Annotated in this window: 18 protein-coding genes and 1 pseudogene; 16 read left to right on the top strand and 3 right to left on the bottom strand. The window is 26.4% G+C overall.

What is annotated here, in order from left to right:
• Positions 1-71: 71 nt before the first annotated feature.
• Entirely contained in the window at positions 72-2,072 is a 2,001-nt protein-coding gene (locus tag RYM86_RS16690; protein WP_315081894.1) for a methyl-accepting chemotaxis protein, read from the bottom strand.
• Between the two features lie 406 nt (positions 2,073-2,478).
• Between RYM86_RS16690 and RYM86_RS16685 the strand changes: the two genes are divergently transcribed.
• Entirely contained in the window at positions 2,479-3,891 is a 1,413-nt protein-coding gene (locus tag RYM86_RS16685; RefSeq protein WP_315081892.1) for an amino acid permease, read from the top strand.
• 62 nt (positions 3,892-3,953) lie between these two features.
• Here RYM86_RS16685 and RYM86_RS16680 read toward each other — a convergent pair whose 3' ends face one another.
• Complete coding sequence (locus RYM86_RS16680) at positions 3,954-4,316, bottom strand: C-GCAxxG-C-C family (seleno)protein (RefSeq protein ID WP_315081891.1); 363 nt, start codon at positions 4,314-4,316, stop codon at positions 3,954-3,956.
• Positions 4,317-4,488: 172 nt separating this feature from the next.
• Between RYM86_RS16680 and RYM86_RS16675 the strand changes: the two genes are divergently transcribed.
• The 5 genes from RYM86_RS16675 to RYM86_RS16655 all read left to right on the top strand — a co-directional run bounded on the left by RYM86_RS16675 (position 4,489) and on the right by RYM86_RS16655 (position 9,765).
• Positions 4,489-5,082 carry a hypothetical protein gene (locus RYM86_RS16675; RefSeq protein WP_315081889.1) on the top strand — a complete coding sequence of 198 codons (594 nt, stop codon included), beginning with the start codon at positions 4,489-4,491 and terminating at the stop codon, positions 5,080-5,082.
• A 249-nt stretch (positions 5,083-5,331) separates the two neighbouring features.
• Positions 5,332-7,347, top strand: coding sequence for an ATP-binding protein (locus tag RYM86_RS16670; RefSeq protein ID WP_315081888.1), 2,016 nt, complete (start codon positions 5,332-5,334; stop codon positions 7,345-7,347).
• 84 nt (positions 7,348-7,431) lie between these two features.
• Positions 7,432-7,659, top strand: a complete 228-nt coding sequence (locus RYM86_RS16665; protein ID WP_315081887.1) for a PAS domain-containing protein — start codon at positions 7,432-7,434, stop codon at positions 7,657-7,659.
• The gene (locus tag RYM86_RS16660) at positions 7,656-8,525 is read left to right on the top strand and encodes a HAMP domain-containing sensor histidine kinase (protein ID WP_315081886.1); all 870 of its coding nucleotides are present in this window, start codon (positions 7,656-7,658) and stop codon (positions 8,523-8,525) included. The genes RYM86_RS16665 and RYM86_RS16660 overlap by 4 nt, the downstream gene beginning before the upstream one ends.
• 283 nt (positions 8,526-8,808) lie before the next feature.
• A complete protein-coding gene (locus RYM86_RS16655; protein WP_315081885.1) occupies positions 8,809-9,765 on the top strand; it encodes a DUF2232 domain-containing protein in 957 nt (318 codons plus the stop codon).
• A gap of 58 nt (positions 9,766-9,823) precedes the next feature.
• Here the strand turns inward: RYM86_RS16655 and RYM86_RS16650 are convergent, their stop codons facing one another.
• Positions 9,824-10,402: a serine/threonine protein kinase gene (locus RYM86_RS16650; RefSeq protein WP_315081884.1), complete on the bottom strand. Its 579-nt coding sequence runs from the start codon at positions 10,400-10,402 to the stop codon at positions 9,824-9,826.
• Positions 10,403-10,646: 244 nt separating this feature from the next.
• On the opposite strand from RYM86_RS16650, the gene RYM86_RS16645 reads away from it, so the two are divergent.
• The 10 genes and pseudogenes from RYM86_RS16645 (at position 10,647) to RYM86_RS16600 (ending at position 26,105) form a co-directional block, all read left to right on the top strand.
• On the top strand, positions 10,647-11,456 hold the full coding sequence (locus tag RYM86_RS16645; RefSeq protein ID WP_315081883.1) for a tetratricopeptide repeat protein: 810 nt from the start codon (positions 10,647-10,649) through the stop codon (positions 11,454-11,456).
• A gap of 235 nt (positions 11,457-11,691) precedes the next feature.
• On the top strand, positions 11,692-13,473 hold the full coding sequence (locus RYM86_RS16640; protein ID WP_315081882.1) for a M3 family oligoendopeptidase: 1,782 nt from the start codon (positions 11,692-11,694) through the stop codon (positions 13,471-13,473).
• A 214-nt stretch (positions 13,474-13,687) separates the two neighbouring features.
• The gene (locus RYM86_RS16635) at positions 13,688-15,031 is read left to right on the top strand and encodes a TrkH family potassium uptake protein (protein WP_315081880.1); all 1,344 of its coding nucleotides are present in this window, start codon (positions 13,688-13,690) and stop codon (positions 15,029-15,031) included.
• 286 nt (positions 15,032-15,317) lie between these two features.
• Entirely contained in the window at positions 15,318-16,154 is an 837-nt protein-coding gene (locus RYM86_RS16630) for an aldo/keto reductase (RefSeq protein ID WP_315081879.1), read from the top strand.
• Between the two features lie 308 nt (positions 16,155-16,462).
• Positions 16,463-17,674: a PocR ligand-binding domain-containing protein gene (locus tag RYM86_RS16625; protein ID WP_315081878.1), complete on the top strand. Its 1,212-nt coding sequence runs from the start codon at positions 16,463-16,465 to the stop codon at positions 17,672-17,674.
• A 101-nt stretch (positions 17,675-17,775) separates the two neighbouring features.
• Positions 17,776-18,492 carry a DNA-binding response regulator gene (locus tag RYM86_RS16620; protein ID WP_315081876.1) on the top strand — a complete coding sequence of 239 codons (717 nt, stop codon included), beginning with the start codon at positions 17,776-17,778 and terminating at the stop codon, positions 18,490-18,492.
• 243 nt (positions 18,493-18,735) lie between these two features.
• Positions 18,736-21,147, top strand: coding sequence for a glycyl radical protein (locus RYM86_RS16615; protein WP_315081874.1), 2,412 nt, complete (start codon positions 18,736-18,738; stop codon positions 21,145-21,147).
• Positions 21,148-21,210: 63 nt separating this feature from the next.
• Positions 21,211-22,143, top strand: a complete 933-nt coding sequence (locus RYM86_RS16610) for a glycyl-radical enzyme activating protein (RefSeq protein ID WP_315081873.1) — start codon at positions 21,211-21,213, stop codon at positions 22,141-22,143.
• 132 nt (positions 22,144-22,275) lie between these two features.
• Positions 22,276-22,407 (top strand): hypothetical protein, encoded by a 132-nt coding sequence (locus RYM86_RS16605; RefSeq protein ID WP_315081872.1) that lies wholly within the window; start codon positions 22,276-22,278, stop codon positions 22,405-22,407.
• Between the two features lie 413 nt (positions 22,408-22,820).
• A pseudogene (locus RYM86_RS16600) lies at positions 22,821-26,105 on the top strand (bifunctional metallophosphatase/5'-nucleotidase).
• Positions 26,106-26,158: the final 53 nt, after the last annotated feature.

Genomic DNA, 26,158 nt, shown 5'->3' with positions numbered 1-26,158 from the left:
GGTGGTGTGAGAGGACGCTAAATAAAATAATTATTTAGCTCCTACTCGATTATAAGTATAATTAAATAACTTTATGTGATTTTAAATTTACTTATACCATCTTCAAGATTTTCAGAAAGTTTTCTTAGGTTGTTTACGTAATTTTCCATTTCTTGCATCGTTGCATTTATTTCTTCGGCAGAAGCAGAAACTTCTTCTGTGGCAGAAGCAGTTTCCTCTGAAATAGAAGATATGTTTTCTATTTGAAGAACAACTTTATCCTTTTTAGAATCAATAATTGAAGTATCTTTTTTAACATCATTAATTTTTTCGGCAAGGATTTTTATATTTTCTATTATATCCATAAATACTTTATTAGTATCATTTACTACTTTTTCTTGATCATTTACTGTGATCTCTGTTTCTTTCATAGCAAACACAGCGGTTGAAGATTTACTCTTTATTACATCTATTATTTTTTTGATTTCTTCTGTTGAATTTTTTGATTGTTCTGCAAGTTTTCTTATTTCTTCAGCAACAACAGTAAATCCTCTTCCAGCTTCACCAGCTCTTGCAGCCTCTATAGAAGCATTTAAAGCTAATAGATTAGTTTGTTCTGTAATTTCAGCTATAGAATCAGATATAGCATTGATTTTTTCAGTGCTTAAATTCATATCATTAACAATTTCACTAACTTGTAAAGTTGAATCTTTAGTTTTGTTAGATTTTTCAACTAAAATTTTAACCATATCTAAACCTTGTGAAGTTAAATTTTCAGCTCCTTCAGAAATATTTGCAATATGATTATTAGCATCTGTTATTTTATTTATTCCATCAGATAAATCAAGAATTTCTACTGATCCATCTTGAGAACTTTCAGCAGTATGTGTAGCACCTTGAGCAATTTCATCTATAGCATGAGAAACTTGTTCTACTGATGAGGTTGTTTCTTGTGCCATTATTGAAAGAGTTGAAGATGTTTCAAATATAACTTTAGATGAATTTTCTACTTCTAGCATAAGTTCTGATATATTTGTTAACATAGAATTAAAATTGTCTCCAAGACTTCCAAATTCATCTTTACTTTTTATATTAACTTTAGCAGTTAAATCACCGTCTGATGCTTGGCTAAATGCAAGATTTAATTTGTTAGCATTATCTGATATAGATTTGCTCAGAATATAAGCAACAATAATTGATAATGCAAATGCTATAAATGAAACAATAAAAATTAAATTCCTTATTGCACTAACATCATCATTTATTTCTGTATCATCCATTGTAGCTATAAGCTTCCAATTAGTAATGTTATTAGAAGTGAAGGTTGAAAATTTAGTGCTATCTTCAAACAAATAACTTGTAAAACCATTATCATTATTTTTAACTGTATTCCAAAAATCTAATTTAGAAATATTATCAGAACCTATAAGTTCATTATTTGGATGGAATAACATTAGACCATTAGAATCACAAACATAAACATATCCAGATTTTCCTATAGTAATTTCTGATAAAGATTTAGAAATATTTTCAAGAGAAATATTCATAGATACAACACCAATAACATTAGAATCTCTTTCAACTGTTTTAGAAACAGAAACAACTAAATTTCCAGTTCTAACATCATTAAAAGGCTCTGATATCACAACATTACCTTTGTTTTCTAATGCTTTTTTATACCACGATCTTTCCCTTGGATTAAAGTTTTCTCCCATATCTCCTTCAGGATAAATGATGAATTTACCATTTTCTGTACCGTAGTAAGCACTGAAGATATTCTCATCGCTTTGTGCTACATCACGAAGAGTTTCTTGTGCAAAAGCAATTCGTTCATCTGATAAATCACTTTCTATAAAGCTAGTACTATTAGACATCATTTCAATTGGGTTTATAAAAACATTAAGTTTAGTGGCGAGAGATTCATCAACTTGTTTGAGTGTTTGAGCACTAGTAACTTCAAAATTCTTTTCTAAAATTGATTTTGCTTTAGAATAAGATGAAACTCCTAAGAATAAAATAGGTATTAAACAAATTAATATAAAGCTAATAATGAGCTTAGAACGGATATTCGTAAAGTTAAATTTTACTTGCATAATTTAATTAATCCTCCTAACATGTTAGTTTATCTGTTAAGTTATATTAAAAGTATCTTTTAGTTAAGTGAATATAATAAATTTGTAAAACTAAGAAGATATAAATTATATTTCAAGTGTTTATATGAGCTTAACAGATTAGAACTCTTTAATATAATTATCGTTATTTTTACAATTAATCTTTAGTAAAATATACAAAATGGTAACAAACCTAATCACTAAATAACATTATATTCAAATATATATTATTTTTAATAATAAATAGACACAAATGTAAATAAATATAATTTTATAAAAGAAATAAAAAAATAAAACCTACTTTTGTCGAATACATATACAATGATTAAAACTTAGGATATTATTTTAATGTAAATATTAAAAAATAATAAAAGTAAGGGGGAAAGTTATGTCAGAAAATAAAGATAAACAGATTGTTTGGTACACACTAGCATTTATGGCATTCTCAGCTGTATGGGGATTTGGTAATGTTATTAATGGTTTCTCAGAATACAATGGTCTTAAGGCAATAGTATCTTGGATTATAATTTTTGCTATTTATTTTGTACCGTATGCTTTAATGGTAGGGGAATTAGGATCAGCATTTAAAGAACATGGTGGAGGAGTTAGTTCATGGATTCATGAAACTATAGGACCTAAACTTGCATATTATGCTGGTTGGACATATTGGGTAGTTCATATGCCTTATATTTCTCAAAAGCCATCTAATGTTATGATTGCAACAAGTTGGGTTATTTTTCAAGATAAAAGAATTAGTGCTATGAGTCCTAAAATTATGCAAATAATTTGCTTGGTAATCTTTTTATTTGGACTTTATATTGCATCTAAAGGATTAAATCCATTGAAAAAATTATCAACACTTGCGGGAACATCCATGTTCGTAATGTCTATTTTATTTATTCTTTTAATGATAGCAGCACCATCAATTACAGATGCACATTTAAATTCTATTGATTGGTCTGTTAAAACATTTATGCCAACTTTTGATACGAAATTTTTTACTAGTTTAGCAATTTTAGTATTTGCAGTTGGTGGTTGTGAAAAAATTTCACCTTATGTTAATCAAATGAAAAATCCAGAAAAAGGATTTTCAAAAGGTATGATTGCACTGGCAATTATGGTTGCTGTATGTGCAATTTTAGGTACTGTTTCACTTGGAATGATGTTTGATTCAAATAATGTTCCTAAAGATTTAATGACCAATGGTGCATATTATGCATTCCAAAAGTTAGGTGAATATTATCATTTAGGCAATTTATTCGTAATTATATATGCAATTACAAATCTTATTGGACAATTTGCAGTATTAATTGTATCAATTGATGCACCTTTACGTATGTTACTTGATAGTGCAGATAAACATTTCATTCCTGAAAAAATGTTTGTAAAAAATAAGTATGGAGCATACACAAATGGTCACAAACTTATATTAGTAATCGTTTCAATTTTAATAATAGTTCCAGCTATTGGGATTAAAAACGTTGACGATCTAGTTAAATGGTTAGTAAAACTAAATGCAGTTTGTATGCCACTTCGTTATTTATGGGTATTTATTGCTTATATTGCTTTAAAGAAAACTGGAGAAAAGTTTAATAGAGAATATTATTTTGTTAAAAACAATACTGTAGGTATTATTTTAGGAGCCTGGTGTTTTGCATTTACAGCTTTTGCATGTATTAGTGGTATGTATTCTACAGATATATTTAAATTAATACTTAACATCGTAACACCGTTTATATTAATTGGATTAGGTGTTATAATGCCTTATCTTGCTAAAAAAAATAATCAACAAGAATTATAAGAATATAAAAATGTGCTATATACTAAGTTATTAGTTTATAGCACATTTTTTATGATAAAATATTAATCTTGTAATACATTAATTAATGTATCATAAGAAAAATCTACTATTTCACCACAACTAATTTTATTTGTTTTCAATTCTCTACACATTTCTGTAGAATATTTTTCTTTGATTTTTGTTACGAATTCCCTAGAATAATCTCTAGCAATATTGATTTCGTTATTATTATGTCTTCCTTTTAAGAAGCCTATGATTACAATTCCAGCATTTATAGCACCACAAAGACTTCCAATTCCAGCGCCAGCTCCCATGCCACTACCTAATCCAAGTGGAATACTTTCATTAAATTCGTCATTATAAAATTTAATTAATGATTCAGCACAATTATAACCTTCATTAAGATATTTTGATGCACATGTCATTTACATTGTCCCCCTAAAAATATTTTACTATATTGATATTATCATATTTTTCTACAGTGAAAAATGATTTTTTAATAAGTATAAATTATTATTAAGTAGTTAACATGGTAACATATCATATTATCTATGTTAAAATATAAATAATATAATATTTTATATATTAGGAGGAATTATGAAAAAATATATTACTATCTTTATAAGTTTTATTATTGTTTTAAGTATTATAATATATTCAACAAATTATAAAAAGTACAACATGACAATAATGCCATCTAAGCTATCAAAACAAGAAATCATGATTTTAGATCTTGTTGGTGTAGAAAAAAGTAGTATTTTTGATTATCATGTTGATAATAATGTAAAATCAGCAATAGTAGAAATAACAAAATATGAAAAAGGAAAAACTCCAGAGATAAAGTCATCTAGCAATACTAATATTTCAAATAAGTTTGGGAGAATAGAGATAGATTATGCACTAAATGATTTACAATGTAGAGTAGCTTTCAAAGAAAAAGACGGAGTTTCTTCAGCAACTATAAAAGAGAATATAGATAATGAAGATAATAAAGGATATGCAAAAAGTATTTTATCGAAATCTTTGAATATAAAATTGAATGAAAAAATCCCTTTGATTTTTGTTGCAACTAACAATAATGGTTCTATATCTATGTATGATGTAGAGCAATACAACGATAAACCGGAGTTGTTAAATGAATATGATTCAGCAAAACTCATTACTATAACTTTCTCTGATAATGAATTTTAAAAAAATCAAAGAATATAATTTTTATTTTTGACAGTGATTTTAAATTACTGTCTTTTATTTTTTGAATAAAAATATAAGTTCTTTATAAAATATACATGTATTTTATAAAAAATACATTTTAAAACATATTTTTTATATTTATAATAAAAATTATAGTAATAATAAAATAAAATTTCACTATATAAGACATATATGGTAAAATAATCTATAAAGGTTATTGTAATTTAATTATAAATTAGGAGAAGAGATATGGTTAATAAACGGATTCAGGAGAAGCGAGAATATACAATAGAGGATTTAGAAAATTTGTTAGATAATCTTCCATATATAATATGGATTAAGGATGAAGAGGGTAGATATAAGTATGCTAATAAATTAGCAAGTGAAAAATTAGATTTAGAGAAAAAGGATCTTTTGGGAAAAAAGAATTCAGATTTTAAAGACAAAGAGGTATTGAGAAATTTACCAGATAATGAAAGAGAAATATTAGAAAAAAAGATGGGAACTTATTCTAAAAGAGAAATTAAAATTGCTGAGGAAAATATACATCTTGAAACTTATAGTATACCATTTTTGAGTAGTAAGAAAACAAATTTAATAGGTGAATTTGTAAGAGAAATTATACCAAAAAAAAGCATAAATTCTAATATAGAAGACGCGTCAATTAATATTTGCAGTAGAAATAAACATGATGAATTAAAAAATAAAGAGAGATTAAAACAAATAATAAACGATTTTAAAAAAATATTAGATGCACAAGGAATGAGTGTATATATATATAATTCTGAAAAAGAGATATTTGAAAATTATGTGAAAAGTGGGATTTTAAATAATTGCAATGAAGTAATGTCAAAAGAGAGTATTAACAATACTGAATTAGATAAATTTTATTGTATAAGATGTGGATGTGAATTAATTGGAATTTTAGATGTGCAATACAGTGAAAAATATATTGGCGATAAAAACAATAACGAGGATATTATAAAGTCAATTTGTGATGTTATAGGAGTAATAATTAAGAATAAGTGTTTATATTCAACTTTAAATACAGAACTTAATAAACGTATGGAAAGCGAAAAAGAACTAGAATTGTTTTTAGAAACAGCTACTGATTTATGCGCTATAGCAAAAGATGATGGTTATTTTATAAAGGTAACTGATAATTGGACAAAGGTATTAGGTTGGTCTAAAGAAGAGCTTATGAATATGAAATGTATTGATTTAATACATAAGGATGATTTACCTAGGGTATATAAATTAATAAATCTAGCTTATAATTACAATAAATGGAAATATGTTGGCTTTATAGATAAATGTCTTTGTAAAAATGGAGAGTATAGAATTGTAGAATGGAATTGGAGTTATATAAATGGTGGAAAGACCTTTATAATGACAGGTAAAGATATAACGAATTATAATAAATTAGCATTAGAGAATAAGAGGTTAGAGAATGCAATTGCATTAGAAAGTTTAAAAACACAATTTTTTGCAAATTTATCTCATGAATTTAAGACACCATTAAATATAATTTTAACAACAGCTCAACTTATGGAATCTTATATAAAGAAATTTGATGATATGTTAGAAAAGCAAAGCATGAATAAATATTTAAAGGGATTAAAACAAAATTCTTATAGATTATTAAAGCTTGTAAATAATTTGATAGATATAACTAAAATAGATGGTGGTCACTATAAGATTAATATGGTAAATAAAAATATAGTTAATGTTATTGAAGAAATTGTTTTATCTGTAGCAGAATATACTAAAAATAAAGAGCGGGATATTATATTTGATACTGATGAAGAAGAAATAATACTTGCTTGTGATCCAGAAAAAATAGAGCGGATAATTTTAAATTTAGTATCTAATGCATTAAAATATACAGAAAAAGACGGAATAATAAAAGTAAACATTTCCACTAATTTAGATGATAATGAAGTAATAATATCAGTAAAAGATAATGGAATAGGAATTCCAAAAGAATATAAGGAAAAAATATTTGAAAGATTTAAACAAGTTGAGAATTTTTTGCATAAAAATTATGAGGGAAGTGGAATTGGTTTATCGCTTGTAAAATCAATTGTTGAAATGCATGGAGGTAAAATATGGATAAACAGCGAGCCTGATGAAGGTACAGAAGTAATCTTCACTTTGCCTATTAGAAAAATTGATGAAGAAAAACTAGACGAATATAATAATAAAAAGATTTCTTCCAAGATAGAAGTATTTGATATAGAATTTTCTGATATATACTCCATGTAATTATATGAATTATAGAGTGATTAATTGAAGAGAATAAATTAAATTATTTTATTTGTGTAATTTATATGAAGGGGAACATGAGTAATGGAAGGTTGTACTATAAATAAAAAATATAGCGTAGATGACTTAGAAAGAATATTAGATAACTTTCCGCATCTAATATGGATTAAAGATCAAAAAAATAGATATAGATACGTAAATAAATATTTTTTGACTACATTTGAAAAAATTGAAAAAGATATTATAGGAAAAAAAGAAATAAATAATTGTAATGATGAGTATGTATTAGGAACTGAAGAAAATTTAATTTGACTGGCAGAGATATTACTGAAAAGAAACAACTAGAAGAAGAAAAAAGAAGATTAGAAGAAGCAATAGCTATGGAAAGTTTAAAAACTGAATTTTTTGCTACTGTATCTCATGAATTTAAAACACTATTAAATATTATTTTAACTACAGTTCAATTATTAGCTGACAAATTAAAAAATAATATATTAACTGAAGAAGTTAAGGTAGATATTAAATATATAAATGGAATAAAGCAAAATTCATACAGATTACTAAAATTAGTAAATAATTTAATAGATATAACTCAAATAGATGGTGGGATTTATAAATTAAGTCTTGAAAATTGCAATATTGTAAGCATTATTGAAAATATAGTATTATCTGTTAGCCAATATATACATGAAAAAAATCGTAATATAATACTTGACACAACTAAGGAAGAGATTATACTTGCAGTAGACTGTGATAAAATTGAAAGAATAATATTAAATTTATTATCTAATGCGGTTAAATATACAGAACAAGGCGGAAATATTTACGTTAATTTAAGTACTGACACAAGGAATGATAGAGTTATTGTAAATGTAAAAGATGATGGTATTGGAATACCTGAAGAAGATATAGAACGTATATTTAGAAGGTTTAAACAATCAGGTGATGTTTTTACCAGACGATGTGAAGGTACTGGAATTGGACTATCCATAGTAAGATCTTTAATAGAAATGCACGGTGGTAAGATAACGGTTAATGAGGAAGTTAAAAAAGGGGCTGAATTTATATTTTATATTCCTATAAATAAAATAGCAGATAAAGAGTTTTGTAGTCTTTATGACAAAAAAATAGATTCAAGGTTTGAAAAATACAATATAGAATTTTCGGATATATATTAGAATGTCATAGCCACTATAATAAGGGAATAATAAAATGCAAAAAGAAGAAAACAAAGCATATGTTTTTAAAGGTCTAAATGATTTGTCGAAGTTACAACCATCAAAAGAAGTTTTAAATAATAAATATATTAATGAATCTGTTAAATAATGAATTAAGAGATGAGTCAGTTAAGCAAATTATACTAATTAAAGTCATTATAATATAAATTTACTTTAATATTTATGTTTAGTTGATATATAATAGTAACTAATAATATTAGATTAAATGAATAAGGTGAATAAATTGGAAACAAAAAAAATGACAGAAGCAGGAGTTCTTACCGCTGTATTTGTAGTAATAAGCATTATAGCAATTGGCACAGGAGTTGGATATTTAGGATATTTAGATTTTATGGTTCCAATAATTACTACACTTATATACTTAAGATGTGGTTTTAAATATACAGTATTATCTAGTTTATCTTCAATTCTCATAATAACATTAGCTATAGGAGATGTGGTTTCAGGGATTTGTATAAGTCAAAGTATGGTATTAGGATTTATATGCGGAATATTTGTTAAAAAGCAAGAAACAATTTTAGATGATTTATTTTATTGCTCAATACTGTCATGTGTTGTTATGGTGATAGTTGATATAAACTTTTCTAAGATATTAGGATATAGCTTACTTAAAGAATCTCAAGTCTATGTAGATAAATTATTATTTTTAAATCAAACATTAAAAAATGTTCTGCATTACATTTTAATAATATCACTTCCAATAGGAACTACCTTTATAACATATATTGCATCATTATTTTTAGGGAAAAAATTAAATCTACTAAGTTGTGTATCAAATAAAAAGTTTTTAGTTATAAGAAATTTCAAGAAATACGGAATAGCAATTTGTTGTTCTAAGAAAATCATAAACATTGGAATAGTATATTTGATAAGTATGTACATAGTGTATTTAAATATAGAAGTAAGTAAATTTGTGCATTTAAATATAATATTAAATTCAATAAAGTATATAGTTATATACTTTTTGTTGCAAGATAGCTACAAGTATATAAATAGAGTGATTTATACATTAACTAAATCTAAGTTTTCACTAATTTTAATAGAGATTATAACTTTGTATATGCTTTTAAATTTTTTTATAAAAACAGCAATAGTGTTAATTAGTATTTCATTCATTATGGATAATATTTTAAATTTAAGAGAAAAGCAAATAGGCTTTTTAGATAAGATTTTAATATAATACATTAGAATAAAAATACAAGAAATACACATGTACGTTCTTGTATTTTTATTTCTTTTTAACATGCGTAGCATCTACAATGTAATTTCTTTTCAGACATAAGGGTAAAATAATCATAACCGTGAATCCAATAACTAAGAAGATCAGGTTTATAATCTAAAAGATGTTTTAAAAAGTCATCAAATAAGTTTAATTTTACTAAAGTTTTTATAATATCTTTAGGATATGGAGTGAATTTATTATAGGGGTTTCTAGGATCTATAACTTTAATTTTATTATTTTTATCTACAAATATATGTGCATTCCTAATATTTAATCTTTTGAAATCTAAGACTTTAAAATCTTCAATTAAATCTATAATCTCTATAGATAAAGAATAGGTTAATCCATTTTTACGTAAAAACTCATAAAGATTATCACCTTCTACGAATTCTCGTAACACCATATTTTCAGCCATAAATAGCACATTAGGAAAAAATCTACTCTTTTTTGTTTTTTCAAGAATTTCTACTTCTTTTTCTGCCTTTTTTTTATTATAGAATATTTTTAAAGCAAATCCTTCGGGAGTTAAATAAACCTTTCCTTCATGTCCTTTACCTAAAAATTCACATTGTTTAACATTTAGAAGGTATCTCATTTTATCACTACTATATATTGATTTATAATATTATATGACTATATTACTTTATTGACACGATACTTAAGCTTTTTGCTAATTTATAGTACAAAATTGAATTCTTATTAGGAAATTAGGCAAAGTAAAGTTGAAATAAAAATGTATAAAATGGAAAAACATATTGTTTTTAAATAGTGTATAATAATATTGAATCAAATTTATATGCAAATCAAATTTTAATTTGTAATAAATGGGGGATGAAATATTGGGTGGAATAATAACAATAAAGAATATTATAGATAATTATAAAAATGCAGATATAGATTTTGAAAGTTTAAGTTTAGAAAAAATAAAAAAATATGCGGACAGAGAAAACAAAAAAGCACAAAATGTTTTAGGAGATAAATATTATACTGGTGATGACATTGCTCAGGATTATGAAGAGGCTGTTAAATGGTATATAAAGTCTGCAGAACAAGGCTATGATGTTGCACAATATAACTTAGGTGATATGTACTATTGTGGAAATGGGGTAAAGCAAGATTATGAAAAAGCTATAGAATATTTTAAATACTCAGCTAGTCAAGGAAATCCAGATGCACAATGTAATTTAGCATGTATGTATGAAGAAGGTTTAGGAACTGAAGTAAACTATGATGAAGCTATTAAATGGTATGAAAAAGCTGCATTACAAGAAGATTTTTATGCACAATATAACTTAGGAAATTTATATATATATGGAAATGGTGTTGATATAGATTACAAAAAAGCATTTAAATGGCACATGAAAGCTTCAATTCTAGGATATGAGAAGTCTCAAAATACTTTAGGATATATGTATGAACAAGGGCTTGGAACAGAGAAAAATTATGAAGAGGCTGTTAAGTATTATAAAAAAGCAGCATATCAATTATATTCATATGCTGAATATAATTTAGCTACCATGTACTATTTAGGAAAGGGAATAACTCAAGATCGTAAAACTGCATATATATGGTATAAAAAAGCTGCAAATCAAGGATTAAAAAAAGCTATAATCGCTTTAAAAACTAAATATAAAGAAATAAACGTATAATAAATATTAAAGCTATATCTTAAAGTAATAATTTTACTTTAAGATATAGCTTTATTTCTTTTAATTACAGATACATTAAAAGAAATAGGTAAGTATGTAAATAAAGGAATAAAAAATAAACAATAACTTATTAATTATTATAAAAATTTATAATCCATTATTTACATGATATAATATATGATGGTTATATAATATTAGCTTATATAACTAATATTAAAAAGTAGAGGAGAAAATAATGGAATTGAATTGGAGTTTAAAAGAAATATACCCATCATTTGATAGTGAAGAATTTAAAAGTGATTTAGAATCACTTAAATATACTATAGAGAACATCAATGAATGGAGTAATGAAGTAACTATAGATAAAGAAAATGTAGTATTTAATTTAGAAGAATATATAAAGAAATTTACTAGATTTACTGATTTAGCAAGTAAATTATCAATATATATAAATTTGATTTTAAGTGTTGATACTACAGATAAAGAGGGTTTAAAATATTCAGATGTTATAGATAAAAAGTTAACAGAAGTTGTTGAAAGCAACACTAAAATAGAAAAATGGATTAGTAGTATAGAAAATATAGATGAAGTTATAAGTAAGTCAAGATTACTTAAAGACCATGAGTTTATATTAAGAAGTATAATTGAAAATAGTAAATATTTACTTAGTGATAAAGAGGAAAATATAATTGCTAGTATGAAAAATACAGGTTCTAATGCTTGGCTTAAACTTAAAGATAAACTGATTTCTAATTTAGAAGTAAAAATTGAAGTGGATGGAGAAACTAAATTCTTACCGCTAACGTTAGTCTTAAATATGGCATATGATAAAGATCCAACTGTTAGAAAAAAAGCATATGAGGCTGAAATAGCTTCTTATAAAAAGGTTGAAGAAGGGGTAGCAGCAGCTCTTAATGGAATAAAAGGAGAAGTTTTAACTGTATGTGATTTAAGAGGATATAAATCTCCATTAGAACAAACACTTAAAGATTCAAGAATGGATGAAGAATCTTTAGATGCTATGATTTCTGCAATGAAAGAAAGGTTACCTATTTTTAGAAAGTATTTAAGAAGAAAAGCTGAAATTTTAGGATATAAGAATAGTCTGCCATTTTATGAATTATATGCACCGATTAATAGTGCAGATATGAAGTTTAGTTATGAAGAGGGAACTGAATTTGTTATTAAAAATTTCAATACTTTTAGTAATAACTTAGCTAATTTTGCAAGAAAAGCTATAGATAATGCGTGGATAGATGTAATGCCTAAGTCTGGTAAGGTAGGTGGTGCATTTTGTGAAAATCTACACTTTATAGGAGAAAGTAGGTTCTTACTTAATTATGGTGAAAGCTTTGGAGATGTTGTAACTCTTGCTCATGAATTAGGTCATGGATTTCATGGTGAGTGCTTAAATAATGAAACAACATTAAATTCTGATTATCCTATGCCAATAGCAGAAACAGCATCAACTTTTTGTGAAACTATAATAAAAAAAGCAGCTATAAAGGAAGCAAGTAAAGATGAAGCTTTATCAATATTAGAAACTGAAATAAGTGATTGTGCTCAAGTAATAGTTGATATATATTCAAGATTTTTATTTGAAAAATCATTTTTTGAAGCAAGAAAAGAAAGTGCTTTAAGCGTAGAAGAAATTAAAGAATTAATGTTAGCTGCTCAAAGAGAAGCTTATGGTGATGGATTAGATCCAAATTACTTACATCCATATATGTGGACTTGGAAGCCACATTATTATTATGCAGATAGTAATTTCTATAATTTCCCATATGCGTTTGGGTTATTATTTGCTAAAGGGTTATATGCTGAATACTTAAAAAGAGGAGATTCATTCTCTGATGAATATGAAAAATTACTTTCAATTACAGGTAAAAATAAAATAGCAGATGTAACAAAAGTTATGGGAATAGATATACATGATAAGAAATTTTGGGAAAACTCTTTAAAGACAATAGAAGAAGATATAGAAGAGTTTATGAAGCTTAGTGATAAATTATTGTAAATTGGACATAAAATAAAGTCAGCTATTGACAAATTAAGAATATAAATTTAAATATTAATCATAGAAGTATAACATTTACAGCGCTATTTTACCATAAAGTTCAAATTTTGCAGTAAAATAGCGTTATATTTATGTTAAATAATACATTAATTAGTCATTAATGATAAAAAATATATTATAATATACAAATACTATATTATGTGGAGTGATCGTTATGTCAATAAGAAACAATAAATTTAAATTAAATCCTGTGCAGATACTGGCAATAGGCTTTGTTATATTAATTTTTATAGGAGGATTATTATTATCTTTACCAATATCATCAGCTTCAGGAGAATCAACTAATTTTTTAGATGCATTATTTACTGCTACAACTGCTAGTTGCGTAACAGGACTAGTTGTAAAGGATACAGGTACATATTGGAGCACTACTGGGCAAGTAATAATTTTAATTCTTATTGAAATAGGTGGATTAGGCTTTATGTCATTTGCTACTTTTATAGCTATGTTATTTGGTAAAAAGATTACACTTAAAAATAGATTAGTTATGCAAGAAGCTATGAATACATTAAGCATTCAAGGTCTTGTAAAAATGTTAAGGTATGTTATGGGAATTACTTTTTCAATACAGATATTAGGAGCATGTATTTTATCAACACAATTTGTACCTGAATTTGGGTTAAAGAAAGGTAGTTTTTATAGTATATTTCATTCGATTTCTTTTTTCTGTAATGCTGGGATTGATTTAATAGGTAATTTTCAAAGTTTAACAAGATATTATGACAAGCCTGTTGTATTATTAACAGTTAGTAGTTTAATTGTTATTGGTGGACTAGGTTTCACTGTTTTACATGAAATATATAATTTTAAGGGAATAAAAAGATTATCTAGTCATACGAAATTGGTATTTTTAATTACAGCTGCACTAATAATATTAGGAACTATCTTTATGTTTGCATTAGAATATAATAATGCAAATACAATTGGTAATATGAATTTGAAAGATAAAATAGTAAATTCAATATTAGCTTCAATAACACCAAGAACAGCAGGAGTTAATAGCATACCTATAGATGATATGCGTACTGCAAGTAAGTTCTTTACTATTATACTGATGTTTATTGGTGGATCTCCAGGTTCAACTGCTGGAGGACTTAAAACAACTACTTTTGGAGTAATAATACTTACTGTTATTTGCGTTATAAAAGGTAAGGAAGATACCGAATTGTTTGGTAGAAGATTCCCAAAAGAATTAGTATACAAAGCATTTTCTTTATTATTTATAGGAATGACTTTAGTTATTGTTGTTACAATGATATTAACAATAACTGAGCCTAATGAATCACTGATTTCACTTTTATATGAAGCTACATCTGCTTTTGGGACAGTTGGATTAACAACAGGAGTTACTCAAAGATTAAGTAGTATGGGGAAGGGTATAATAATTATAATGATGTATTTAGGAAGAGTTGGTCCTTTAACAGTTGCATTAGCATTAACTAAGAGAAGAAAAAGGACTTTATATAAATATCCAGAAGCTAAAATATTAATAGGATAAATATGAGTAATATTAATTTATGTAGTATAATTAATTTATAAGAAAAATTAGCTTACAGATTATAATTTTAATATTATCTGTAAGCTAATAAAACAATATTTAAATGTTAAGCTATGTTTTAGCAGTGTGTTGATATGTGCATAAGCAAAGTAGACTGAGTAATTGAACTTAGGAATACTAAAATGACTATAGTCCAATTACAATGCCACTTTACCTATTGCATATATTAACACATATTTAAAACATAGCTAAACTTTAAGAAAATGTTTACAGAGGAGATGGTAGAATGAATGATTTAACAAAAAGCGTAATTTTAAGTAATAAGGTTAAAATGCCTTTACTTGGATTTGGAACTTATAAAGTTAATGATGGTAAAGAAGTTGTTAACTCAGTTAAAGAAGCTTTAAAATTAGGATATAGGCATATTGATACAGCAGCTTTTTATAAAAATGAAGATGGTGTAGGAATTGCTATAAAAGAAAGCGGAATAAAAAGAGAAGATATATTTTTAGTAAGTAAAGTATGGAATACAGAACAAGGATATGAAAAAACATTAAAATCTTTTGAGAATTCATTAAAAAACTTACAAACTGATTATATTGATTTATTTTTAATTCACTGGCCACAACCTTTGAATAAGGAAACTTGGAAAGCCTTAGAGAAGCTTTATAAAGAAAAGAAAGTTAGAGCCATAGGAGTAAGTAATTTTACAGTTAATCACTTAAAAGATCTAATAAGTGATGCAGAAATTATTCCAATGGTAAATCAAGTAGAATTTCATCCAAAACTTGTACAAGAAGATTTAATTAAATTTTGCAATGATAACAATATACAATTAGAAGCATGGTCGCCTTTGATGAGAGGAAAGGTTTTTGAAATTGAAACATTAAAAGATATTGCTGAAAAGTATAAAAAGACAGTATCTCAAATTGTTTTAAGATGGGATTTACAAATGGGGGTAGTAACTATACCTAAATCTATAACACCATTTAGAATAAAGGAAAATGCAGAAATATTTGATTTTGAGTTGAGTGAAGAAGATATAAGAAAAATCACTAAATTAGATGAAAATATTAGATGTGGATCAAATCCAGATAGTATTTATTCACAAGGTCATAAGTAATTAAAGAGTTAAAAATAAATTAGTATTAATATATAAATACTAATTTATTTTTTTTGCTTTTTATTAAATTACATTAAATCAGATATGTTAATTATATTGTCGCAATAATATTATAACGTTAATGTAGCATACCTTTAGAAATAACACCACAATAAAAAAGAAATCAAAAATAAAAATAAAAACATAAAAAATAAAAAATCAAATTATTGACAGAAACAATGAATATGGGATAATATTATTAGAATTCGCAGTGGAATAAAAAAGATTAAATGTAAAAAAATATACTGAGCAAAAGGTGGTTAATTTAAATGATTGGTAATAGAAATTTAAACGATATAATCGATATTAATTTATTAAAATCAATACAAGATAGATTAGCTGAAATTACTGGACTTGCGTATAATATAGTTGATTTTAAGGGTAATCCAATTAATAATTATTCAAACTTTTGTGATTTTTGTAGTAAAGTTAGAAATACTAAAGAAGGTATGAAAATATGTTATGATACAAATGCCCATGCAGGATTAGAAGCGGCTATAAGACAAAAACCATATGTTTTTAAATGTCCAGCAGGTTTAGTAGATGTTGCTATTCCTATTATTGTAAATGGTAATTATCTTGGTGCAGTTTTTTTTGGACAAGTTAGAACTAATAAAGATAGGCTTGAGCCAATTAGAAAATCAAATTATTATTCTAAAATGTGTAAAAATGATGATGAATTATTAAATGACTTCAATAACACAAAATTTATAGATTATTCTAAGATTGAATCAATATATTCTTTAGTTAATATAATCGTAAATTTATTGGTTGAGAAATCTGAACTTAGTTCAATTCAGGAAGAGTTAAGTTTTAATAATATAAAGCTTATTAGAGAAAAACAGGAGAGAAAAGAATTAGAAGAAAAACTTAAGTTTTGTGAATTGGATTCTTTAGAGACACCTATAAGTTTTGAATTTATTCTTAATACATTAAACACAATATCTAGTCTTGCACTAATAGAAGATGCCACTAAAACTCAAGAAATGATATATTCTTTAACAAAACTATTTAGATATAACTTTAAAAATATTGGTAACTTAGTTTCTATGGGGAAAGCTATAGAAAATATCAAAACATACTTAAAGATACAATTAACTAGATTTGGTGAGAGAATAAGATATGAAATTAATATAGATGAAAAAATTAACAACATTAAAATACCAACTATGATTTTTTTACCATTTATAGAATACTCAATATTAAATGGACTATGTCCTAAAAAAGACGGAGGAACTATTTTTATTAAAGGAGAATGTAATGAAAATAACGCTACTATTTTAATTCAAGACAATGGCATAGGAATTTCTGAAGATGAATTATTTTCAATATTAAATGGTAAATGCAAAAAGGGGTCTTTAGGTGCAGGCATATATAATGCTAATAATGTTCTTGTTAAATATTATGGGAAGGAATATAAAGTTAAGATAAAAAGTGAACTAAATATAGGAACTAATGTGAGTTTTAAACTACCATTATAGATTATATTTTAGTAAAGCGTTGATACATGTATAAGATGTAGCGGTAAAATCCAGACTAATTAATTGAAAATCAGGAAAATGTAAAGGGGGAGAGCATTAATATGTGTAAAGTATTACTAGCTTCTGATGACGCTTTAGAACTTGAAGCTTTAAAAATAATTATATATAAAAAAATAAAAAATGTTAGCATTGTTGGATTAGCATGTAATGGTGATGAAGTAATTAGTATGAATAATAATTTAAATCCAGATATAATTTTTTTAGATACTATGCTTCCAGGAAAAGATGGGTTTGAAATAACTGAAATTATAAAGAAAAATTATAAAGAAAAAACAATTGTATTAATGAGTATTTATGATAACTTTGAATCTTTACAAAGAGCTTTAAAGGTAAAAGCAGATGATTATTTACTAAAACCAATCAGACCAGAAAAGGTTATAGAAATACTAAGTGAATATATGAAAAATAATGAGTGTATGCTTTTAGATGAAAACCTATCTAATGAATATAAGTTAAATCAAACTTTAAATTATATAGAGAAAAACTTTAAAAAAAATATAACACTTAAAGAAGTAGCAGAGTATATGAATTATAGTACAACATATTTTAGTAAGAGCTTTAAAAAATATGTTGGTGTTAATTTTAATAAATATATAACTCAAATAAGATTACAAGAAGCAAAACGTGTATTAAGAGAAACTAATATTAGCATAAATGATTTGGCATTTGACATGGGATATAATGAACCTAATTATTTCTGTAAAGTATTCAAAAAAGAAGAAGGTATTACACCATCAGAGTATAGAGAAAAAGTATGACATAAAAATATAGCTTACAGTTAAATAATTACTTAAAATTAATAGAAAAACAGTGATTATAATATTTATTGGAAAAATATTATAATAGTATTGGACACATAAGTATTATAAAATATCTAAGTTAACCTGTATTATAGTATATAAGAAATAGATTATTTGAGCTAAAATAAGTAAACGTATTCTTATGAAAATTACTTTGATTAGCTTACAAATAGAGTATCTTATAATAAGAGGGGGAGAACTATGGATATATTAGCAAAAGGATTTATGAATCCAACTAAAAGAGTAGAAAAATTAAAAGAAGAGATATTTTCAGCAATTCCATGTATTGAGGCTGATAGAGCAATAATATTAACTGAATCATTTAAAGAAACAGAAAATGAACCTATAATTATTCGAAAGGCTAAATCTCTTGAGAAGATACTAAGTGAAATACCTATAGTAATTAGGGATAATGAACTTATTGTAGGAAGTTTAACTAAAAATCCTAGGTCATGTCAAGTTTTTCCTGAATTTTCAAATCAATGGTTAGTAGATGAATTTGATAAATTCGAAAAAAGAACTTCAGATTTATTCAAAATTCCAGAAGAAACAAAATCTAAGCTTAAAGAAGTTTTTAAGTACTGGCAAGGAAAAACAGTAAGTGAATTAGCTACATCTTATATGTCTAATGAAACTAAAGATGCTATGAATACAAAAGTATTTACAGTGGCTAATTATCATTTTAATGGTTTAGGTCATATTTCTGTAGATTATCCTAAAGTACTAGAAAAAGGATTTTTAGGAATTATAAAAGAAACAGAGAATGCTATAAATAATGCAGATAAAAGTAATGCTGAATATGTTAAAAAGAAGGTATTCTGGGATTCTATAGTAATTTCTTGTAAGGCGGCAATAAAATATGCAAATAGATATAGTGAATTAGCCAAAAAATTAGCAGGCGAAACACTAGATATAAATAGAAAAAATGAATTATTAAAAATTGCTGAAATATGTAGTAAAGTTCCAGCGAATCCAGCAGAAACATTTTATGAAGCATGTCAATCATTTTGGTTTGTACAAGCTATAATTAGCTTAGAATCTAACGGACATGCTATATCTCCAGCACGTTTTGATCAATACATGTATCCTTATTATAAGAATGATATTGATAATAAATTTGCAACTAAGGAAGTAAATACAGAAATTCTTCATTGTTTATGGGTTAAATTTAATGATCTTACTAAAGTTCGTGATGAAACAACAACTAAAGCTTTTAGTGGTTATTCTATGTTCCAAAACTTAATTGTAGGTGGACAAACTCCAGATGGAAAAGATGCAACAAATGAATTATCTTATATGTGTCTTGAAGCTACTGGAAGTTTAAAATTACCACAACCATCTCTTTGTGTTAGAATATGGAGCAAAACTCCTGATGAATTCTTAATTAGAACTTGTGAATTAACTCGTTTAGGAACTGGACTGCCAGCATTCTATAATGATGAAGTGGTTATTCCAACTTTGATTAATCAAGGTTTAACAATAGAAGACGCTAGAGATTATGCAATTGTAGGATGTGTTGAACCTCAAAAGCCTGGAAAAACTGATGGCTGGTATGATGCTGCATTCTTTAACTTAGCAAAGATATTAGAATTATCTATGAATAATGGTAGACTTAAAGGTAAACAAGTTGGACCAGAAACCGGTGAATTTACTTCATTTGAAAATATAGATGATTTTATAAAAGCATATAAAAAACAAATTGAATATTTTGTATTCCATATGGTTGCAGCAGATAATTGTGTTGATATAGCACATGCTGAAAGAGCACCACTTCCATTTTTATCATCTATGCTTGATGATTGCATTGGTAAAGGAAAATCAATTCAAGAAGGTGGAGGACATTATCGTTTTTCAGGTCCATTAGGTGTTGGAATTGCAAATGTTGGCGATTCATTTATGGCTATAAAGAAACTTATATTTGATGAAAACAAAATTACTTTATTAAAATTAAAAGCTGCTGTTGATAGTAACTTTGGTGAAAATGAAGATGATCCAATTAAAAAAGCAGAATATGAAGATATAAAACAATTAATTTTAAATAGAGTTCCTAAGTTTGGTAATGATATAGATGAAGTGGATGAATTTACACGTGATGGTGCACTTATTTATTGTAAAGAAGTATTAAAATATACAAATCAACGTGGAGGAAAATTTATTCCAGGATTATATCCAGTTTCAAATAATGTATACTTAGGAAGTCTCGTTGGTGCAACACCTGATGGTAGAAATGCATTTAAACCTTTAGCTGATGGAGTTTCTCCAACTAGAGGTGCAGACGTTAATGGACCAACAGCAGCAGCAAATTCAGTATCTAAATTAGAACATTTTGCAGCTCCAAGTGGAACACTATTTAATCAAAAGTTCAATCCAAACTCTCTACAAGGAGATAATGGATTGAAAAACTTAGGATCTTTAATAAGAAGTTATTTTGATAGAAAAGGTATGCATATACAGTTTAATGTAATAGATAAAAAAGTTCTTCTTGAAGCTCAAAAACATCCTGAACAATATAGAGATTTAATAGTACGTGTTGCTGGTTATAGTGCTCAATTTATTTGTTTAGATAAAGGTGTACAAGATGATATTATAAAGAGAACAGAACAAAATTTATAAATGAGTTACTATAAGTAAATTTTAAATATAGAAATATAAATACTCTTATGAAAGGAAAAAGCTATGCTAAAAAACGAAGTGGATTTAAATAAAATAGGTATTGTTTTTAATATACAAAGATTTTCAGTAAATGATGGACCAGGCATACGCACTATAGTATTTTTAAAAGGATGTCCATTATCTTGCAATTGGTGTAGCAATCCTGAATCTCAAAATGTAAATAAACAATTACTTTTTAATATAAAGAATTGTACAGGATGCCATAAGTGCGAAACTATATGTGAATATGATGCTATTGATTTTAATAATCTTAATAGAATAGATAGAGATAAATGCATTAGTTGTGGAAAATGTGCAGAAAACTGTTATCCAGGAGCTCTTGTTGTTTCAGGAAAAGAAATGAGCGTTAAAGAAGTGTTAAATGAGTTAAATAAAGATTCCTCTCAATTTAGAAGATCAAATGGTGGAGTTACACTCTCAGGTGGAGAACCACTATTACAACACGATTTTGCGCTAGAAATATTAAAAGGATGTAAAAGCATAGGGATTCACACAACTATAGAAACCACAGGATATGTAAATAAAGAGGTGTTAAAAAAAATAGCACCTTGGGTTGATTTAGCACTTTTAGATATTAAGACAATTAATGAAGATAAGCATATAAAATATGTTGGAGCAAGTAATAAGATAATACTAGAAAATGCAAAGTTAATATCAGAATCGGTAACTAGTACTATTATTAGAGTTCCTGTTATACCAGAGTTTAATTGTGATGAAAAAAGCATACAAGATATTGCTAAATTTACAAAAAGCTTAAATAATATAACAGAGATTCATTTATTACCTTATCATAAATTAGGTTTAAATAAATATCATTGCTTAGGTAAAGAATATTTAATGAAAAATGATATTAATACCCCAAGTGAGGAAGTAATGCTAAATTTCAAAAAAATTGTTGAAGATGTAGGACTAACATGTAACATTGGAGCCAATTAACCCCATTTAATTTAATATAATAGGACTATCTTAAAAGAATTCTTTTAAGATAGTCCTATATTTTTATAAATCATTGTATTATTGGAATAATAATTAGTAGATACAATTATTTAAAATAGGAGATGATTTGTAATGAGTAAAAGAAATAGTGAACAAAAGTTTTCGAATATGGCTAAAATGGGAAATTTTACTAAAAATGCAGTAAAGAATTTTGAAGAGAATCTAGTAAATCAAAAAGATTATTTAGAAAAAGTTAAACACTAATGGTAAAATTTTCAAATAAAGTTTTGTAATATATTTGGCTATGCTTTAGTAGAATATTAACATATTTAAAACATAGCCAAATAATTAAATACTCATACAAAAATTATATGAGTATTTAATTTTTTATTTTATTAATTGTATGAAATAGGGCATATTATTTAATATATAAACTTAAGTAAACACATACAAATATTAAATTTATAAAATAATACTAATATTATATACAACTTATCAATAATACTTTATTAAATATAAATATATCTAATTTAATAAAGTAAATAAATAGAAAAATTAAAAAACACTAGTGAAGTCTTTAAATTTTTCATAGAAAGTATTACATCTTTGTTATATAATGACTTTGCTAGGTTATTTTATTAAAAAATATAAAAGATAGTAAAGGGGGAATTAGTACTGTGAAATGCTTATTAAAATCTAAAAAAATAATTTCGTTATTAACTACAATAAGTTTAGTACTTACATTAATAACGGGGTTTCCGGTAGCTGCGTATGCACAGGAATCTGAGAAAACATTCAATTTAGTTGAAATTACAGATTTCCATGGTGCATTAACTGATTCATCAGGAAATCCAGTTGCAGCAGTTCTAGCTGATAGATTAAATGAAATAAAACAATCTAATCCAAATAGAACTTTAATTATGGGTGGTGGAGATTTATATCAAGGATCTGCTACATCTAATATTATGAAAGGGATTCCAGTTCAAGAAGTTATGACTGAAATAGGTTTAGAAGTAACTGCTCTTGGAAATCATGAATTTGATTGGGGACTAGACACAATAATTAATACCACAATGAAGGGTGCAGGATACTCAATAGTTTGTAGTAATCTTTATGATAAGAATACAGGAAAAAGAGTATTTGATCCTTATAAAATTATAACTAAAGATGGAACTAAAATAGCAGTTATAGGTGGTATTACAACTGAAACTCCATCAATCGTATTACCCGATTTTGTAAAGGATTACGATTTTAGAGATTTAACAACTGAAGTAAATTCAGTTGCACAATAAATTAAACAAAATAATTTAGCAGATGTAGTAGTTGTATTAGTTCATGAAGGTGACAATAGAGATAATGCTACAGGACCAATTTTTGATATGGCAAATCAATTAAAGAATGTTGATGCAGTATTTGGTGGACATACTCATACTAAAGTTTGTGGAAGCGCTACCAATACAAAAATACCAGTATATATTGGAAACTCTTATGGAAAGGGTTATGTAAATGCTAAATTTACAATAACTAGTGACAAGAAGGTTAAATTTGAAGAGCCAACTTATGAAAATTCTTATGTTGATCTAGATAATGAAAATGGTTATAAAACTACTAGTCCTAAAATAGATTCAGAAATAGAAAAAATGGTTAAAAAAGCTGATGAAACTACTAATCCGATAACTCAAGAACTTATTGGTGTAAATACTGATAAAGAACTCACTAGAGTTCAACAAGCTTCTCCATATGGATCATCTGTTTTAGGAAATTGGGCAGCTGATATAACTAAAAGTGCAGCAGGAGCTCAATTAGTTTTTCAAAATAATGGTGGTTTAAGAATTGATATACCAACAGGGCATCTTACAGTAGGTACTATGTGGAAATTCATGCCTTTTGATAATACAGTTTATAAATTAAACATGAAAAAGGCAGATATAAAAGCAGTATTAGAACAAGCAATTTGTGATGGTGGAAAAGGATTACAAATTTCAGGTATAAAATTCACATATAATTCAAGCCTTCCATCAGGAAATAGAGTTATAGATATAACTAAGGAAGATGGAAGTTCAATAAGTGATACTGAAATATTAACAGCTGGAGTTCCAGATTTTTTAGCAACAGGTGGAGACGGATTTAAAGCATTTACAAAATGTGGAGGATCAGATCCAGCTAATGATACTCATATTGTAATTAGAGATGCATTTATAGATTGGTGTAAAGCTAATAAAGATGCAAATGGTGAAAATACTATTCCTAATGGAAATATTTCAAGAATAACTAATGCGTCAAGTACTATAACTTTACTTGCAACAACTGATGTTCATGGTAGCGTATTAAATTATGATTATGCAACTGGAAAAGTTCCAACAAAAGGACAAGGCTTAGCCAAAGTATCAAGCTATGTTAACAGCGTTAGAGCTAATAATCCAAATGTAATGCTAATTGACAATGGAGATACAGTTCAAGGAACACCTCTTGTTTATTACTATAATTTATTAGGTACTCAAGCAATATATCCAATGGCTAAAGTAATGGGTGCTATGAAATATGATTCTTGGAACTTAGGAAATCATGAATTCAATTATGGATTAAAGGTTTTAAATAGGGTAATTCAAGATTATAAAAATGAAGGAATTCCAGTACTTGGAGCTAATATTTATAAATCTGGAACTGCAAACAATGATTTAAAACAAGATGAAAATTTTGTTGATCCTTATATTATGAAAGACTTTAATGTAAATGGTAAAAAAGTTAAGGTTGCAGTTGTTGGTTTAGAAAATAAATGCATACCAAATTGGGAAGATGCTAATCACTATAAAGGTCTATACTTTAATGATCCAGTGGAAGAAGCTAAGAAATGGGTTAAAGTAGTTAAAGATCAAGGTGCTAACATTGTAATAGTTTCATTTCATAGTGGACAAGAAAGTGAATCAGATGTTATACCAGAAAATCAAGTTAATGCAATTGCAACACAAGTTAGTGGGATAGATGCAATTGTAGCAGGACATGCACACACAAAAGTAAATGATTTAACACAAAAAAATCCAGAAGGAAAAATAGTTCCAATACTTGAATCAACTAAATCAGCTACAGGTGTTGCTCAATTTGATTTCAACCTTGATTCAAAAGGTAATGTCATAGGAACTTCAACTAAAAATGTTTTAATGGATGATTCAATTAAGGAAGATCCAGAAATAGTAGAATTAATAAAACCATACCATGAAACAACATTAAAATATATTCAAAATAAAGTTGGTACATTAACTGGAGTATTCTTAGGAAAAGGACAAACAACTGAACCTACACCTATTATGGAATTAATAAATAAAGTACAAGCTGAAAGCGCAAATGCTCAATTATCTGTTGCAGCGCCTTTAAGTGCATCATGTTTTATTCCTAAAGGGGATGTTACTATAAAAGATATGATGTCAGTTTATGTATTTGAAAATTTCTTATATGGCGTAAAGATGAATGGAAAGCAAATTAAAGATTGGATGGAATATTCAGTAAGATATTATGCACAAACTAATAATGATAATGATTCAATTATTAAAGATCCAACTTTAAATATTCCTGATTATAATTTAGATCAATTATATGGGGCAACTTATGATATAGATTTAACAGAGCCTGCATGTAAAGTAGATGAAAAAACAGGTAGAGTAATTTCAGGAAATAGAATAAAGAATTTAAAGATTAATGGAGTGCTAGTACAAGATTCAGATGAATTTGTAGTTGCAATTAATAACTATAGATTTAATGGAGGCGGTGGATTCATGAAAGCTGCTGGATTAGATAATACTGATCCAAGCATAGTTACTTATGATTCAACTAAAGCATTAGGTGATGATGGACAAATAAGAAGCTTAATGACAGAGTACTTTAAAAATAAGGGTACAGTTTCTCCAGACTGCTCTAATAATTGGAGAACAATAACTAAAACAGCTGTAGAAAAAATAGCTGCTTAGAAATCGAGTAGGAGCTAAATAATTATTTTATTTAGCGTCCTCTCACACCACCG

Source organism: uncultured Clostridium sp., from assembly GCF_963527835.1.
In the GTDB taxonomy this organism is placed as follows: domain Bacteria; phylum Bacillota; class Clostridia; order Clostridiales; family Clostridiaceae; genus Clostridium.
The sequence above is the reverse complement of the archived record's forward strand: the minus strand, read 5'-3'. Positions and strand labels throughout refer to the sequence as shown.

What these genes read in the sequence shown, in the direction of transcription:
- RYM86_RS16620 (WP_315081876.1), top strand. Translation starts at nt 17,776, where the DNA reads ATGTGTAAAGTATTACTAGCTTCTGATGACGCTTTAGAACTTGAAGCT.
- RYM86_RS16685 (WP_315081892.1), top strand. Translation starts at nt 2,479, where the DNA reads ATGTCAGAAAATAAAGATAAACAGATTGTTTGGTACACACTAGCATTT.
- RYM86_RS16680 (WP_315081891.1), bottom strand. Translation starts at nt 4,316, where the DNA reads ATGACATGTGCATCAAAATATCTTAATGAAGGTTATAATTGTGCTGAA.
- RYM86_RS16640 (WP_315081882.1), top strand. Translation starts at nt 11,692, where the DNA reads ATGGAATTGAATTGGAGTTTAAAAGAAATATACCCATCATTTGATAGT.
- RYM86_RS16665 (WP_315081887.1), top strand. Translation starts at nt 7,432, where the DNA reads ATGGAAGGTTGTACTATAAATAAAAAATATAGCGTAGATGACTTAGAA.
- RYM86_RS16625 (WP_315081878.1), top strand. Translation starts at nt 16,463, where the DNA reads ATGATTGGTAATAGAAATTTAAACGATATAATCGATATTAATTTATTA.
- RYM86_RS16605 (WP_315081872.1), top strand. Translation starts at nt 22,276, where the DNA reads ATGAGTAAAAGAAATAGTGAACAAAAGTTTTCGAATATGGCTAAAATG.
- RYM86_RS16635 (WP_315081880.1), top strand. Translation starts at nt 13,688, where the DNA reads ATGTCAATAAGAAACAATAAATTTAAATTAAATCCTGTGCAGATACTG.
- RYM86_RS16610 (WP_315081873.1), top strand. Translation starts at nt 21,211, where the DNA reads ATGCTAAAAAACGAAGTGGATTTAAATAAAATAGGTATTGTTTTTAAT.
- RYM86_RS16615 (WP_315081874.1), top strand. Translation starts at nt 18,736, where the DNA reads ATGGATATATTAGCAAAAGGATTTATGAATCCAACTAAAAGAGTAGAA.
- RYM86_RS16630 (WP_315081879.1), top strand. Translation starts at nt 15,318, where the DNA reads ATGAATGATTTAACAAAAAGCGTAATTTTAAGTAATAAGGTTAAAATG.
- RYM86_RS16670 (WP_315081888.1), top strand. Translation starts at nt 5,332, where the DNA reads ATGGTTAATAAACGGATTCAGGAGAAGCGAGAATATACAATAGAGGAT.
- RYM86_RS16690 (WP_315081894.1), bottom strand. Translation starts at nt 2,072, where the DNA reads ATGCAAGTAAAATTTAACTTTACGAATATCCGTTCTAAGCTCATTATT.
- RYM86_RS16650 (WP_315081884.1), bottom strand. Translation starts at nt 10,402, where the DNA reads ATGAGATACCTTCTAAATGTTAAACAATGTGAATTTTTAGGTAAAGGA.
- RYM86_RS16675 (WP_315081889.1), top strand. Translation starts at nt 4,489, where the DNA reads ATGAAAAAATATATTACTATCTTTATAAGTTTTATTATTGTTTTAAGT.